Source organism: Streptomyces sp. NPDC085524 (genome assembly GCF_044541755.1).
Lineage (GTDB): Bacteria > Actinomycetota > Actinomycetes > Streptomycetales > Streptomycetaceae > Streptomyces.
In genome coordinates, this window is sequence record NZ_JBITTH010000021.1 from 93,953 (window position 1) to 108,763 (window position 14,811).

The 14,811-nt window shown below is 72.0% G+C and carries 13 protein-coding genes; 6 read left to right on the plus strand and 7 right to left on the minus strand.

Annotated features, from left to right (window positions below):
- Nucleotides 1-33: 33 nt before the first annotated feature.
- The gene (locus tag ACIGFK_RS28745) at nucleotides 34-639 is read right to left on the minus strand and encodes an ArsR/SmtB family transcription factor (RefSeq protein WP_376658551.1); all 606 of its coding nucleotides are present in this window, start codon (nucleotides 637-639) and stop codon (nucleotides 34-36) included.
- 84 nt (nucleotides 640-723) lie between these two features.
- On the minus strand, nucleotides 724-1,200 hold the full coding sequence (locus ACIGFK_RS28750; protein ID WP_376658550.1) for an Lrp/AsnC family transcriptional regulator: 477 nt from the start codon (nucleotides 1,198-1,200) through the stop codon (nucleotides 724-726).
- Nucleotides 1,201-1,351: 151 nt separating this feature from the next.
- On the opposite strand from ACIGFK_RS28750, the gene hppD reads away from it, so the two are divergent.
- Complete coding sequence (gene hppD, locus ACIGFK_RS28755; protein WP_376658549.1) at nucleotides 1,352-2,506, plus strand: 4-hydroxyphenylpyruvate dioxygenase; 1,155 nt, start codon at nucleotides 1,352-1,354, stop codon at nucleotides 2,504-2,506.
- Nucleotides 2,507-2,839: 333 nt separating this feature from the next.
- Here the strand turns inward: hppD and ACIGFK_RS28760 are convergent, their stop codons facing one another.
- The gene (locus ACIGFK_RS28760; RefSeq protein WP_376658548.1) at nucleotides 2,840-4,360 is read right to left on the minus strand and encodes a tetratricopeptide repeat protein; all 1,521 of its coding nucleotides are present in this window, start codon (nucleotides 4,358-4,360) and stop codon (nucleotides 2,840-2,842) included.
- Between the two features lie 96 nt (nucleotides 4,361-4,456).
- On the opposite strand from ACIGFK_RS28760, the gene ACIGFK_RS28765 reads away from it, so the two are divergent.
- Complete coding sequence (locus tag ACIGFK_RS28765) at nucleotides 4,457-5,848, plus strand: FAD-binding oxidoreductase (RefSeq protein ID WP_376658547.1); 1,392 nt, start codon at nucleotides 4,457-4,459, stop codon at nucleotides 5,846-5,848.
- Nucleotides 5,849-5,860: 12 nt separating this feature from the next.
- On the opposite strand, the gene ACIGFK_RS28770 is transcribed toward ACIGFK_RS28765, so the two are convergent.
- Nucleotides 5,861-6,343, minus strand: a complete 483-nt coding sequence (locus tag ACIGFK_RS28770) for an SsgA family sporulation/cell division regulator (RefSeq protein ID WP_376658546.1) — start codon at nucleotides 6,341-6,343, stop codon at nucleotides 5,861-5,863.
- Between the two features lie 277 nt (nucleotides 6,344-6,620).
- Here ACIGFK_RS28770 and ACIGFK_RS28775 point away from each other — a divergent pair, with 277 nt between their 5' ends.
- Both ACIGFK_RS28775 and ACIGFK_RS28780 read left to right on the plus strand, forming a co-directional pair.
- Nucleotides 6,621-8,147: an RDD family protein gene (locus ACIGFK_RS28775; RefSeq protein WP_400054148.1), complete on the plus strand. Its 1,527-nt coding sequence runs from the start codon at nucleotides 6,621-6,623 to the stop codon at nucleotides 8,145-8,147.
- Nucleotides 8,148-8,267: 120 nt separating this feature from the next.
- Nucleotides 8,268-9,026 carry an RDD family protein gene (locus ACIGFK_RS28780; RefSeq protein ID WP_376658544.1) on the plus strand — a complete coding sequence of 253 codons (759 nt, stop codon included), beginning with the start codon at nucleotides 8,268-8,270 and terminating at the stop codon, nucleotides 9,024-9,026.
- Nucleotides 9,027-9,116: 90 nt separating this feature from the next.
- On the opposite strand, the gene ACIGFK_RS28785 is transcribed toward ACIGFK_RS28780, so the two are convergent.
- Nucleotides 9,117-9,398 (minus strand): hypothetical protein, encoded by a 282-nt coding sequence (locus ACIGFK_RS28785; RefSeq protein WP_376658543.1) that lies wholly within the window; start codon nucleotides 9,396-9,398, stop codon nucleotides 9,117-9,119.
- 482 nt (nucleotides 9,399-9,880) lie between these two features.
- On the opposite strand from ACIGFK_RS28785, the gene ACIGFK_RS28790 reads away from it, so the two are divergent.
- Nucleotides 9,881-12,235 carry an immune inhibitor A domain-containing protein gene (locus tag ACIGFK_RS28790; protein ID WP_376658565.1) on the plus strand — a complete coding sequence of 785 codons (2,355 nt, stop codon included), beginning with the start codon at nucleotides 9,881-9,883 and terminating at the stop codon, nucleotides 12,233-12,235.
- Between the two features lie 70 nt (nucleotides 12,236-12,305).
- On the plus strand, nucleotides 12,306-12,650 hold the full coding sequence (locus tag ACIGFK_RS28795; RefSeq protein ID WP_376658542.1) for a hypothetical protein: 345 nt from the start codon (nucleotides 12,306-12,308) through the stop codon (nucleotides 12,648-12,650).
- Between the two features lie 7 nt (nucleotides 12,651-12,657).
- Here the strand turns inward: ACIGFK_RS28795 and ACIGFK_RS28800 are convergent, their stop codons facing one another.
- Together ACIGFK_RS28800 and ACIGFK_RS28805 are read right to left on the minus strand one after the other, a co-directional pair.
- Nucleotides 12,658-13,260 (minus strand): isochorismatase family protein, encoded by a 603-nt coding sequence (locus ACIGFK_RS28800; protein ID WP_376658541.1) that lies wholly within the window; start codon nucleotides 13,258-13,260, stop codon nucleotides 12,658-12,660.
- Nucleotides 13,261-13,411: 151 nt separating this feature from the next.
- On the minus strand, nucleotides 13,412-14,740 hold the full coding sequence (locus ACIGFK_RS28805) for a nicotinate phosphoribosyltransferase (protein ID WP_400054151.1): 1,329 nt from the start codon (nucleotides 14,738-14,740) through the stop codon (nucleotides 13,412-13,414).
- Between the last annotated feature and the right edge of the window lie 71 nt (nucleotides 14,741-14,811).

Here is a 14,811-nt window from a genome sequence, read left to right on the forward strand (position 1 = left end):
CTTCTGGGGAAACGGGGTGGGGTGTCGTGGGCCCTAGTTGCCGCTGCGGCGGGGGAGGGCGTGCGTGTGGACGCGCACCGTCTCCATGCCCTCGGCCGGCGGCAGGTCGCGGTAGGTCTCGACCAACTCGTGCATCTTGCGGACTAGTTCGAGGCTCTGCTCGGGCGTCAGGCGCAGCGTGAAGTCGCTGAGGTCCGAGGCGCGGCGCCACTCCCTGGACCAGTTGTGGGCGTCGCCGAGGTAGGTGTTCATCTCCTGCGTGTGGATCGTCGCGATCTCGTGCAGGAAGGCGTCGGCGGCGCCGCGCGTCTCGGGGTCGCCGTCGTACATCAGCGACTCGTCGAACGCCGTGCCCTCGTGCGCCGCCCGCCACCAGCGCTCGCGGCCCTTGCCGTGCTCGGGCGCGTCCTCGACGAACCCGTGCGCGGCGAGCTGGCGCAGGTGGTAGCTGGTGGCCCCGCTGGACTCCCCGAGCCGCTCGGCGAGCTGGGAGGCCGTGGCGGGCCCGTCCTGGCGCAGCGCGGCGAGCATGCGCATCCGCAGGGGGTGGGCGAGGCCGCGCAGCGAACGGGCGTCGAGGGTGCGGACCTTGGGTGCGTCCGGCTGGGCGGGCTGGTGGGGCTCGGGCTTCTCGGGCATGGCTCAACAGTAGAGTTGCAAAGAGTCCTATGCAAGGTTTTCTTTGCAACGTCTTCTTTGGAACCCCTCGGGCGGGGGTGTGGCTCAGCGGTCGTCGTCCTCCGCCGCCTGCTCGACCAGCGGGATGATCCGCAGCGGCACCGGGTTCTCCATCACGATCGCCGTCGAAGCCCGGACGATCCCCTCGAAGCCGACGACCCGGTCGATCACCCGCTGCAGATCGGCATTGGACCGTGCCACGAGCCGGCACAGCATGTCCCCGTGCCCGGTGGTCGTGTGCAGCTCCAGCACCTCCGGCACCCCGGCCAGGTGGGCCCGTACGTCGGCACCCTGCCCCTGCTTGATCTCCAGGGTGGCGAACGCGGTCACCGGGTACCCCAGCGCGGCCGGATCCACCTGCGGGCCGAAACCGCGGATGACCCCGTTGGCCTGGAGCCGGTCGAGGCGGGCCTGCACCGTCCCGCGGGCCACGCCCAAGCGGCGCGAGGCCTCCAGGACCCCGATCCGGGGCTCGCGGGCGAGCAGGACGATGAGACGGCCGTCGAGCTCGTCGATGCCCATGGGTGCCTCCGGCAGGGTGTGTGGCCCGCGAATGGTTCGGGAGTGGTCATAGTGCACAGATGTCTCAGTCATCCTGCGGCTGAGCTGGTCAATATGTACAGCAGAAATGGAAACTATTGCGCAGCTTGTGGATCGGCGGGACTCTGCGCTCATGACTGAGTCTTTGGCGAACCTCGAAACCACCCCGCACACCGCGCGTGAGGCAGACCCCTTCCCGGTGAAGGGCATGGACGCGGTCGTCTTCGCCGTCGGCAATGCCAAGCAGGCCGCGCACTTCTACTCGACCGCCTTCGGCATGAAGCTCGTGGCGTACTCCGGACCGGAGAACGGCGTCCGCGAGACGGCCAGCTACGTCCTCACCAACGGCGGCGCGCGCTTCGTCCTGACGTCGGTGATCAAGGCGACGACGGACCACGGACGCTTCCTCGAAGAGCACGTCGCGGCCCACGGCGACGGCGTGATCGACCTCGCCATCGAGGTCCCGGACGTGCGCGCCGCGTACGCGTACGCCGTCGAGCACGGCGCGCGCGGCCTGGACGAGCCGTACGAGGTCAAGGACGAGCACGGCACGGTGACGCTGGCCGCCATCGCCACCTACGGCCAGACCCGCCACACGCTCGTGCAGCGCGACGGCTACACCGGCGTCTACCTGCCCGGCTACGTCGCCGTCGACCCGATGGTCGAGCCCCCGGCCAAGCGCACCTTCCAGGCCATCGACCACTGCGTCGGCAACGTCGAGCTCGGCCGCATGAACGAGTGGGTCGCGTTCTACAACAAGGTCATGGGCTTCACGAACATGAAGGAGTTCGTGGGCGACGACATCGCGACCGAGTACTCGGCGCTGATGTCGAAGGTGGTCGCGGACGGCACCCTGAAGGTGAAGTTCCCGATCAACGAGCCGGCGATCGCGAAGAAGAAGTCGCAGATCGACGAGTACCTGGAGTTCTACGGCGGCGCGGGCGTCCAGCACATCGCGCTGGCCACCAACGACATCGTGGCGACCGTGCGGTCGATGCGGGCGGCGGGCGTGCAGTTCCTGGACACCCCGGACTCGTACTACGACACGCTCGGCGAGTGGGCCGGCGAGACGCGGGTTCCCGTCGAGACCCTGCGCGAGCTGAAGATCCTCGTCGACCGCGACGAGGACGGCTACCTGCTGCAGATCTTCACCAAGCCGGTGCAGGACCGGCCGACGGTCTTCTTCGAGATGATCGAGCGGCACGGGTCGATGGGCTTCGGCAAGGGCAACTTCAAGGCCCTGTTCGAGGCGATCGAGCGCGAGCAGGCCAAGCGCGGCAACCTGTAGGTTGCGCCACCCGGGCCCCCCGGCTGCCGCCGCCGATCGGCCGCCGGGGGGCCCGCCGCTGCGTCTGCGGCGCCGCTGCCGGGGCTCCGCCCGGACCCCGCGCCTCAAACGCCGACGGGGCTGGATGTGGCTGCTGCGGGCCGCCAGGCATGGCTGGATTGCCCGGAGGGCAATGTCAGCCCCGCCGGCGTTCGAGGCGCCGCCGGAGGCAGACCCAGCCGCGCCGGCGATTGAGGCGCGGGCCGGGCGGAGTCCGGGAGGGCCGCGCAGCGGTCTTGTGCCGTGTGCCACCCCTTGGGGTCGCGACCCCGCGAGGGGAGGGTCGCGGCCCCGTCAGGGGGCGGTGGGGGACGGCTTCGGCTTCGGCGCGGGCTTCGACGCCGGCTTCACCACCGGCTTCGGCTTCGGGAGCTCCGGGGCCACCCACGGCTTGGTCGGGAGGATGTTCTCCGGGCCGCCCGGCGGCGGCGCGGCGATCGCCGCCAGGGCCTCCTTCGCCAGCGGACTGCGCAGCGGCGAGAAGCCCGGGTTGATGCGCAGGGCGTCCTGCAGGTAGCGGCGGGTCGCGGCCTCGTCGCCGACACCGCGCTCGATCATCGCCCGGTGGTACGAGAACTCCGCGTTCCGCAGCCCCGTCTCCGTCGCCTTCGTCGCGTACTCCAGCGCCGCCGCGTCCTCGCCCGCCTTGTGCAGCGCCCACCCCAGCGCGTCCGCCACCTCCACGCTCTTGTGCCGCGACCACTCCTCCGAGAGCCGCCGCACCGCCGCCGCAGGATCGCCGTGGTCCGCCTCGTACAGGCCCAGCACCACGTCGTCGTCGACCCCGTTCGTACCGTCCCGTGCCGACAGACCGCCCAGCACGTCGTACGCCGCCCGCGCCTCCTCCCCGCGCCCCAGCGACTCCAGCAGCTCGCCCAGCTCCCGCGCCACCTGCGGCACCGGGGCCCTTCCCAGCGCCAGCCGGTAGTCCCGGACCGCCTCACCGCCCCGCCCCAGCGCGCCCAGCGCCCGGGCCCGGCCGGCGAGCGCCTGGGCCTGCGCCGGATCGGCCCGCAGCGCGCCCTCGTAGTGGTCCAGCGCCTGCTGCGCCTCGCCCCGCTCCCAGAACAGCTCCCCGAGCCGGAACAGCGCGTACGCCTTCTCCGCCGGGGTCTTCGCCTCACCGGCCGCCTGTTCCATCGCCAGTGCCGCGTCCTCGCGCCAGCCCCGGTCCCGGTACACCTGCGAGGCCCGTAGGAACGCCACCAGGCCCGGCCGCAGCTCCTGCAGCCGCTCCATCGCCTTCTGCGCGCCCTTGTAGTCGCCGAGCCCCGAGTACGCGTCCACGAGCACCGGGTACGCCGACCACTGCTTCGGCGCCTGCGCCCGTACGAGCTCGCCCCACTTCTTCGCGGTCCCGAAGTCCCGCCGGGCGTTCGCCAGCGTGCCCATGCCCGTCATCGCCTCGAAGTTGCCCTTCTCGGCGGGGCGCAGCTCCAGCGACCGCTTCAGCGACTTCTCCGCCTTCGGGTACCAGCCCGAATCGGCCGTGCGCCGCGCCTGCTCCAGGTAGGCGGCGCCGAGCACCGCCCACGAAGCCTCGTCGTCCGCGTGCTTGGCCAGCCACTTCTCCCGGTCCGCGACCAGCGCCGTCAGGTCCACCGCGGCCACGGGCGCGCCCATGCCCACCGCCGACGCGGCCCGTTCGGTCGGCCCCGGCGGGCGGGCGTCGTCACCGGCCCGGGCCGGCCTGATCAGCAGGGCCCCGGCGATCAGGACCACCGCGACCGCGGCCGGCACGAGCGTCTTGCGGCCGGTGAAGGTCACGGGCGGCGCCGGCTGCTGTGCTTCCTCGACGATGTCCATACGCTCCATGGAGTCACTGTGCGTCAATATGAAGAGTTCGCCGCGGTGTCCGAAGAGCGTTGCGGCCGTGTTCACACCGATGGCCCCGACTGCCACTCTGGTCCCATGGATGCCGATGTTGAGACCGGATTCGCCCGCCTGCGCGCGAGCCTGCTGGACGGACTCCCCGCCGAGGCAGTGATCACCGACCCCGGGGTGACCGCCTCCTACGCCACCGACATGGCCAGCTTCTGCCCCGCCGGAAACCCGGCCGTCGTCGTCCTGCCCCGGACCGTCGAACAGGTCCAGCACGTCATGCGCACGGCCACCGCCCTACGGATCCCCGTCGTCCCGCAGGGCGCCCGCACGGGCCTGTCGGGCGGCGCCAACGCCTCCGACGGCTGCATCGTCCTCTCGCTCGTCAAGATGGACCGGATCCTGGAGATCAGCGCCGTCGACCGCATCGCCGTCGTCGAACCCGGCGTCGTCAACGCCGTCCTCTCCCGCGCCGTCGCCGAACGGGGCCTGTACTACCCGCCCGACCCCTCCAGCTGGGAGCAGTGCACCATCGGCGGCAACATCGGCACCGCCTCCGGCGGCCTGTGCTGCGTCAAGTACGGCGTCACCGCCGAATACGTGCTCGGCCTCGACGTGGTCCTGGCCGACGGGCGGCTGCTGCGCACCGGCCGGCGCACCGCCAAGGGAGTCGCCGGCTACGACCTCACACGGCTCTTCGTGGGCTCCGAGGGCAGCCTCGGCATCATCGTCCAGGCCGTCCTCGCCCTGCGCCCCGCCCCTCCCCGGCAGCTCGCGCTGGCCGCCGAGTTCCCCTCCGTCGCCGCCGCCTGCGAAGCCGTCTGCGCCGTCATGGAGGCCGGCCTGACCCCCTCGCTGCTGGAGCTGATGGACCGTACGACCGTCCGGGCGGTCAACGCGCTCGGCAAGATGGGCCTGCCCGAGGCCACGGAGGCGCTGCTGATGGCCGCCTTCGACACCCCGCACGCCCCCGAGGACCTCGCCGCCGTGGGGGAGCTCTGCACCGCTGCCGGGGCCACCGCCGTCGTACCCGCCGAGGACGAGGCCGAGTCGGAACTGCTGCTCCAGGCCCGCCGGATGGCCTTCCCGGCGTTGGAGGCGCTGAAGCCCGCGACGATGATCGACGACGTGTGCGTACCGCGCTCCCGGCTCGGCGAGATGCTGGACGGGACGGCCGCCATCGCCCGCGCGCACGACCTGCTCATCGGGGTCTGCGCGCACGCGGGCGACGGCAACACCCACCCGATCGTCTGCTTCGACCCCGCCGACGAGGACGAGACGCGGCGGGCCCGCGAGTCCTTCGGCGAGATCATGGCCCTGGGCCTCTCGCTCGGCGGCACCATCACCGGCGAGCACGGGGTGGGCGTGCTCAAGAAGGAATGGCTGGCCCGCGAACTGGGCCCCGTGGGACTGGAGATGCAGCAGGCGGTCAAGGCCGCTTTCGACCCGCAGGGCCTGCTCAACCCCGGCAAGCTCTTCTGACCCCATCACGCATCACGCATCACCGTCGGCCGACTCGTCCGAGGGCCAGGGATCGCGCAGCCACAGCTCGTCCGCCGGGGTCGGGGCCAGCAGCTCGGCCAGGGCGTCGTCCAGGCCGAGCCGCTCGGCCTCGGTACCGGGCGGCACGATGCGCAGGGTGCGCTCCAGCCATGCCGACACGGAAGAGGCCGGAGCCTCCAGGAGGGCGTCGCCGTCGGGGGAGCTGAGCGCCATGCAGAGCACGGCCTTCTCGTCGACCTTGGTGGGCCAGATCCGTACGTCGCCCTGCCCGCACGGCCGGAACACCCCCTCGACCAGCAGCTCACGGGCGAAGGTCCAGTTCACGGGGGTGTTGGAGCCGGTGTGGAAGGTGATGTGCACGGCGTACGGGTCGTCCGTCAGGTAGAGGAGCCGTGCGGGGACGGGGACGCTGCGCTCGGGGGACAGGACCAGCTTGAGTTCCAGCTCGCGCTCGACGACGGGGTGGTGGTGCATGGCGGCCTCACTTCGCGGTGTCGCTGTGGGACCGGGATCTGGCCCCACATCCGCAGAGAGCACCGGGGCACCGGACCATGACGCGACTTCGCGCACATTGGCCGAATTCTGTCGGCTGACCGAAAGTCGCCGTACGAAACATTCGCCCGAAGGTTTGGATTCTCCCGTTACCACCCCTACCGCACAGGGGTTCTTGGCTATGGTCCTCCCTTGCGCAAGCCTCAAGCCACGATCGGAGTTGGGGACATTGACGGCCTCCCCTGGTGACGGAGAGCACGTGGCCCGTGAGGGCTACTACCCCGATCCGTCCATCCCCGGGTACGTCCGCTACTGGAACGGCCTGTCCTGGGTGCCGGGTACGAGCCGCCCCGCCGCGGCGGTCCCCGCCGCGCGCTCCGAGGAGACGGGGCCGGTGTTCCTGGACCAACCGGCGGTGTGGCAGGCCGATCCCGTGCACCAGGCCGGCTTCGGCGGCCCGCACGACCGCCGCGTCTCCTGGGGCAGCCCGGAACCCGAACCCCGCCCGGGCATCAGCCTGGCCCGCCCCCAGGCCAGCCCCGAACCCCGCCGGCTCCCGGCCTACGGCACCCGCAGCCCCGAGGACGCCGAAGCGGGCAGCCGCCGGGACCGGGCGGACGCCGGGGCGTCCCCGCAGGGCGCGGCATACGACGCGACGGGGTTCGAGGACGCCGAAGCGGGCCGCCGCCGGGGCCGGGTGGACGCCGGGGCGTCCCCGCAGGGCGCCGAACACGACCACGCCCTCCCCTCCGACCCCTGGAAGCGTTCGGCGCCCGAGGAGACGCCCCGGCGGCCGCACGGCCCCGGCGGGACCTCCCCGGCCCCGGCCGCCGAGGTTCCGCCCGCCCCGGCCGCCCCCGCGTGGTCCGACACCGCTTGGCCCGAAGCCGCCGGGGCCTCGGTGTCCGGCCTGACGTCCTCCTGGCCCGAGGCGGAGCCCGCCCCCGCCCCGCCCCGCGAGGCGATGCCCCGCCCCGAGGCGTGGCCGCCCCGCGCGGCCGGTGCCCGCCCGGCGCTGCCCCGCCCCGCGGAGGACGCCCGCCCGGTCCCCCCGCGCCCCGCGGAGGACATCCAGCCCGCAACGCCCCGCGAAGCAACGCCCCGCGAAGCAACGCCCCGCGAAGCAGCGCCCCGCGAAGCAGCGCCCCGCGAAGCAGCCCCCCGCCAGGCCACGCCCCGCGAGGCCGAGGCGTGGCCGCCCCGCGCGGCCGGCACCCGCCCGGTGCTCCCGCGCCCCGAGCAGGACACCCCGCCCGCGGCGCTCCGCGAGCCGCGCGAGGACCCCGCCAGGGCCGTCTTCGAGCGGATGGCCGAGCACGCCGTCCGCCCCGCAGGACTCGGCCGCCGGTTCGCGGCCCGAGTCCTGGACTCCCTCGTGTACGCGGCCGCCGCGTACGCCGCCGCCCGGCCCCTGCTCCCCGGGGCCACCGCCCACATCGAGTCGAAGGTGGACGCCGCCCGGGCGAGCGGCCGGGCCACCACCGTCTGGCTCCTCGACGCCACCATCACCGGCCGACTGGCCCTGGTCCTCGGAGCCGTCCTCCTCTTCGGGATCCTCTACGAGGTCCTGCCCACCGCCCGCTGGGGCCGCACCCCGGGCAAGGGGCTCCTCGGCGTCAGGGTGCTGGCGGCCGCCACCCTGCGCCCGCCCCGCTTCGGCGCGGCCCTGCGCCGCTGGCTGGTGTACGCCTTCCTCGGTCTCCCCGGCAGCCTCGCCTGCCTGGGAGACCGCCCGCGCCGACGGGCCTGGCACGACAGGGCAGCCAAGACGTACGTCTCCCGCTGAGCCCGCCGCGCCGCACCCCGCACCGGGCCCGCCCGGCCCCGCACCGCCCCCCGCACGGCCCGTACCCCGAACGGACGCCGTCCCGTTGCGGGGGCGGCGGAGCCGGGTTCGACTCGGGCCATGAGCACCGACCAGCCGCCGCCGGGCGAGCCGCCAGAGGACGACCCGTTCCTCAAGAAGCCCCAGGAACCGACGCCTCCGTCGGGTGGTTCGCCGTACGACTCCCCGCCCCCCGCAGGCGGCGGCTATCCGCCCCCGCCTTCAGGAGGAGGCGGCGGCTACCCGCCCCCGCCCCCCGGAGGCGGCGGCGGTGGATACCCGCCCCCGCCGCCCCCGTACGGCGGTGACCCGTACGGCGGCAGCGGTGGCTACGGCATGCCCGATCCGCTCGCCGGCATGCCCCCGCTCGCCGACTTCGGCAAGAGGCTCGCCGCGCGCGTCATCGACGTGATCATCGTCGCCGTACCGCTGTTCCTCATCCAGTTGGCCATCGGCGACCGCAACCGCTACACGGTCGAGACGAACAAGGGCGAGGACGTCACGGAGATCGTCACCAAGTCGTACAGCGGCAGCGGCCTGCTGATGACCCTGATCTCGATCGTCGCCTACGTCGGCTACGACTGGTGGTTCACCAAGAAGAACGGTCAGACCGTCGGCAAGAAGGCGATGGGCCTGCGCGTCGCGATGCTCAACGACGGCAGCGTCCCGCAGAACGGGCCGGCCCTGTCGCGCGCCGCGGTGCTCTGGCTGCCGACGCTGATCTGCTGCTTCTGCCTCTGGCCGCTCGCCCTGATCGTCTCGATCCTCGTCGACAAGCCGTACCGGCAGGGCCTGCACGACAAGGTCGGCAAGACCGTGGTGGTCCAGGTCACCACCTAGGCAGCCGGCACGGGCACGCACTACGCTGCGGGCGGTCTTCCCTCCGGGGAGGCCGCCCGCTCCGCGTCGTACGGGTCGGTGCCGTACGGATCAGTGGTGCACGGGCTGTTCGGCGACGGCCCCGGTGACGACGTCGGTGACGGCGTCGGCGGAGGCCGGGCCCGCGGCAGCACCCGCGCGGGCCGCGTGCCGTCCGCGTCGCCCGGGGGCGGGCACGGTGACGGCGACGAGCAGACCGAGGGCGAGGGCGGCCGCTGAGATGACCGCGACTCCGAGCCCCGTGCTGGTCTGCGAGAGCAGCAGCATGGCGATCGTCGACACGATGACGGTGGCGGACCCGTAGGCGAGCTGTGCGGCAGTCGGACGCGGCATGGCGATATCCGTCCTCAGGGAGGGGAGGGGGAGTCGGCTCAACTAGGTCGCGCGTCAAGTGACTCTACGACGGGAGATGCCCGAACGGAACCGCCAGTAAGCGTGACCTAACCCACGGTGCCGGAGCACGGGGGGCGCACGGGGGTCATCTTTCTCACCACATCCGCGGCGGGCGGGGCCTGTCGAGTCCGGAAGGCGTCAAATGCCCGGCCGGGAAGCGCCCTTCGCCCCGTATGGGAGCGGAACGTCCGGATAGCGGAACTCGCTGACCGCATAGTGCAGTTGTAAGGAACAAGTCAAGGTCTGTCTTTTCTCTCGCCCGTCCGGTCAAATGTCGTCACTTGAGACGCGCGCCGCGCGGAACCCCCCTGCTCCGATGGAGACGTTCCGACCATCCATGCGGCCGCGGGAGGGGAACACATCAAGTGACCAGCAACTCCGCCAGGAAGCGCGCGATGCGCGCCGTGGCCATCGGCGTCACCATGGCTGCTTGTGCGACGAGCGGCACCTTCTTCGCCGTCACCGCGGCCCAGGCAGTCGAAACCGGCCCGAGCGTCTCCGCCGCCGACCGCCAGGACCCGACCGCCCCTTCGAAGGTGGTCGAGCACGACCTCAAGGGCCCGTTCAGCGAGCAGCGCGCCGCGCAGCGCAAGGCCGCCCTGGACCAGGTCCTCAAGGGCAAGAAGACCGTCGAGCAGCGCGGCGCCTCCAAGGTCGTCAAGCTCGACGACAAGAAGTACGTCGAGCTCGGCCGCGAGAAGACCGACAAGATCTTCACGATCCTCGTCGAGTTCGGCGACCAGGTCGACAACACCACCATGTTCGACCCGGACGGCCCGGGCCCCAAGCCGGCCGTCCCGAAGTACGGCGGTACCCCCGGTCCGCTGCACAACACGATCGCCCAGCCCGACCGTGCCAGCAACAACAGCACGGCCTGGCGCAAGGACTTCAGCCGCCAGTACTTCCAGGACCTGTACTTCGCGTCCGGTTCGGGCAAGGACTCGCTGAAGACCTACTACGAGAAGACCTCCTCGGGCCGCTACTCGGTCGAGGGCGAGGTCGCCGACTGGGTCAAGGTCCCGTACAACGAGGCCCGTTACGGCTCGAACTACTGCGGCCAGAGCAACTGCGGCAACGTGTGGGACACCGTCCGCGACGGCGTCACCGCGTGGGTGGCGGCCCAGAAGAAGGCCGGCAAGACCGACGAGCAGATCAAGGCCCAGCTGGCGCAGTACGACCAGTGGGACCGCAACGACTTCGACGGCGACGGCAACTTCAACGAGCCCGACGGCTACATCGACCACTTCCAGATCGTCCACGCGGGCGAGGACGAGTCGGCCGGCGGCGGTGTCCAGGGCAAGGACGCCCTCTGGGCGCACCGCTGGTACGCCTACGGCACCGACGCGGGCAAGACCGGCCCGGCCAACAACAAGGCCGGCGGCACCCAGATCGGCAACTCGGGCATCTGGGTCGGCGACTACACGATGCAGCCGGAGAACGGCGGCCTCGGCGTCTTCGCGCACGAGTACGGCCACGACCTCGGCCTGCCCGACCTCTACGACACCTCCGGTGGCGGCGAGAACTCGGTCGGCTTCTGGTCCCTGATGTCGGCCGGCTCCTGGCTCGGCACCGGCAAGGACTCCATAGGCGACATGCCGGGCGACATGACCGCCTGGGACAAGCTCCAGCTGGGCTGGCTGAACTACGACAAGGCCAAGGCCGCGACGAAGTCCACCCACAAGCTGGGCGTTTCGGAGTTCAACACCAAGGACAAGCAGGCCCTGGTCGTCGAGCTGCCGAAGAAGCAGGTCAAGACCGAGGTCACCGCACCCGCCGAAGGCGCCACCCAGTGGTGGAGCAACATGGGTGACGACCTCAAGAACACCCTGACCCGCTCGGTCGACCTGACGGGCAAGAAGTCCGCAGCCCTGTCCCTCAAGGGCTGGTGGGACATCGAGGCCGACTACGACTACCTCTACACCGAGGTGTCCACCGACGGCGGCGCCACCTGGACCGCCCTCGCGGGTACCGCCGACGGCACGGCCATCCCGGCCGACGCCTCCGGCAGCCCGTCGCTGACCGGTGTCTCGGGCGCCTGGAAGAACCTGAACTTCCCGCTCGACGCCTACGCGGGCAAGAAGGTCGACCTCCGCTTCCGCTACCAGACGGACGGCGGCGCGGGCGGCAAGGGCTTCACCGCCGACGCCATGACCCTCACCGCGGACGGCGCCGCGCTGTTCACCGACGGCGCCGAGAACGGCGACAACGGCTGGACCGGCAAGGGCTTCTCCCGCATCGGCAACGGCTTCACCAAGGAGTACGACCAGTACTACCTGGCGGAGAACCGCCGTTACGTCTCGTACGACTCCACCCTCAAGGTGGGCCCGTACAACTTCGGCTTCGCCAACACCAAGCCGAACTGGGTCGAGCACTACGCCTACCAGGACGGCCTCCTGATCTGGCTCTGGGACACCTCCCAGAAGGACAACAACACCAGCCAGCACCCGGGCTCCGGTCTGATCCTCCCGATCGACGCCAACGCCAAGCCCATGAAGTGGGCCGACGGCACCCTGCTGCGCAACAAGATCCAGCCGTACGACGCCGCCTTCAGCGCCTACTCGACGGACGCGATCACGCTGCACAAGAACGGCGAGGAGCTCTTCCTCAAGCCGAAGCCGGCCCAGCTGGTCTTCGACGACCACAAGGGCAAGTACTGGTACGAGGAGAACCCGACCGGTTCGGTGAAGGTCACTGACACCAACACCAAGATCAAGATCGCCAAGGAGACCTACGACGGTCAGGTCATGACGGTCGAGGTCGGCCCCGCCACCAAGTAATTAGATAAAACCGCAGGTCAAAGCATGATCGGCCGTCGCCCTCTAGCGGGCGGCGGCCGATCGCGTTTAGATGCGCGGTACGAGTTTCTTATTGACGGGGGAGATGACAGCCGTGCCCGGTGGAGGTTTCGTCAGATTGCCAGGCGGCAGTGTGGTGGTCGCGCTCACACTGCCGAGGCCGTCCGGAGAGGGCGGAAATGTCCGTGTACTCGTACACGCCGCGAACCGGGCCCGCGCCCTGACCAGGCTGCGGAACCACGGCATGCGGGCCGTCTACCTGCGGGGCAACGCGCACCCGCCGACCCCGGACGAGGTCACGGCCGTCCTGCACCACCCGGACGGCCTCCTGTGGCGCGGGGCCCCCGACCGGGCGCAGGAGCTCTGGCACCCCATCCGGGCCCTGCTGGGCACGTAGGAGGCCGCTAGGAGGCCGCGAGCCGCTCCCCGCCCACGAGCTCCACCCCGGCCGCCCGGAGCTCCTCCAGGGCCCTCTCCGTGGTGCGGGGGGCCACGGCCGCCGTCAGGTCCAGCAGGACGCGGGTGGCGAAGCCGGCGCGGGCGGCGTCGAGGGCGGTGGCCCGCACGCAGTGGTCGGTGGCGATGCCGACCACGTCCACCTCGGTGACCTGGCGGGCGCGCAGCCACTCGGCGAGCGTGTCCCCGTTCTCGTCGGCGCCCTCGAAGCCGCTGTACGCGGCCTCGTACGCGCCCTTGTCGAACACGGCGGCCACGGCCCCCGACGCCACGGCGGGGGCGAAGTTCGGGTGGAAGCCCACGCCCTCGGTCCCGGCCACGCAGTGCACGGGCCAGGAGGTCTCGTAGTCCGGCTGCGCCGGGGGGTGCGCGAAGTGCGCCCCGGGGTCGACGTGGTGGTCGCGGGTGGCCACGACGTGCCGGTAGGCGGGGGTGGCCTGGCCGATGTACTCGGTGACGGCGGCGGCCACGTCGGCGCCGCCGGCCACCGCGAGGCTGCCGCCTTCGCAGAAGTCGTTCTGTACGTCGACGACGATCAGTGCGCGGTGCATGTTCGGTGCCCTTCGCTTTGGCGGTGTGAACGGTGCGGGCCGGCTGCTGGGGGCTCTGCCCCCAGACCCCCGCGCCTCAAACGCCGGCGAGGCTGAGGGCTGCTTTGCCCGGCGCGGGGTCCCCGGGGCGGAGCCCCGGAGGCGCAGGGGGCTACACGTACTCCGTGGGGAGCACGGCCTCGCCGCGGCTGAGCTGGGTCGCGGACAGGGGGAGCCCCGCCCGCGCGGCGCGGTGACGGTCCCGCGCGGCCTCCAGCGGCTCGCGGGCCACGACCTCGCCCGCCTTGACCAGCTGGGTCAGGAGCTGGTGGTCGGACAGCGCAGCCGGCACCGGGCCCACGCCGACGACCTCCGCCTCCGCGACCCCCTCGGCGTCGCGGCGCCGCGCGGCCCACTTGCGGCCCCCGATGGACGTCTTCCCGCCCGTGGACCGCTTGGCCACCGGCGCCAGCGCCGCCTTGGGGTCCGCCGAGACGGCCCGCGCCACCAGTTTGTAGACCATCGAGCACGTCGGGTGCCCGCTGCCCGTGACCAGCTGCGTGCCCACCCCGTACGCGTCCACCGGGGCGGCCGCGAGCGAGGCGATGGCGTACTCGTCCAGGTCCGAGGTGACCACGATCTTCGTCGAGGTCGCCCCCAGCTCGTCCAGCTGCTGCCGCACCCGGTGCGCCACCAGCAGCAGGTCGCCCGAGTCGATGCGGACCGCGCCCAGCTCCGTACCGGCCACCTCGACGGCCGTGCGGACCGCCTCGGCCACGTCGTACGTGTCCACCAGGAGGGTGGTGCCCCGGCCCAGCGAGGCCATCTGCGCGGTGAAGGCGTCCCGCTCGCTGTCGTGCACCAGCGTGAAGGCGTGCGCGCTCGTGCCCACCGTCGGGATCCCGTACCGGAAGCCGGCCGCCAGGTCCGAGGTGGAGGCGAAGCCGCCCACGTAGGCGGCCCGCGAGGCCGCGACCGCCGCCAGTTCGTGCGTGCGCCGCGCGCCCATCTCGATCAGCGGCCGGTCGCCGGCCGCCGAGGACATCCGGGAGGCCGCCGCCGCGATCGCCGAGTCGTGGTTCAGGATCGACAGGATCACCGTCTCGAGCAGCACGCACTCGGCGAAGCTGCCCTCGACCCGCAGGATCGGCGAGCCGGGGAAGTAGACCTCCCCTTCCGGGTAGCCCCAGATGTCGCCCGAGAAGCGGTACGAGGCGAGCCAGTCCAGCGTCCGCATGTCGACGACGGCCCGCTCGCGCAGGAACTCCAGCACGGCGCCGTCGAAGCGGAAGTTCTCCACCGCGTCGAGCACCCGCCCGGTGCCGGCGACGACGCCGTAGCGCCGCCCCTCGGGCAGCCGCCGGGTGAACACCTCGAAGACCGAGCGGCGGTCGGCCGTGCCGTTCGCCAGGGCGGCCTGCAGCATCGTGAGCTCGTAATGGTCCGTGAAGAGCGCTGTCGACGGCACGTCCACCGGCAGGCCCAGGTCCGCAGGATTCATGGCACGGATGCTAGCGCACATTTCGTCAGAGTGACGAGATGTAGGACCCGTTTGTGCGACGACCCCGTTAC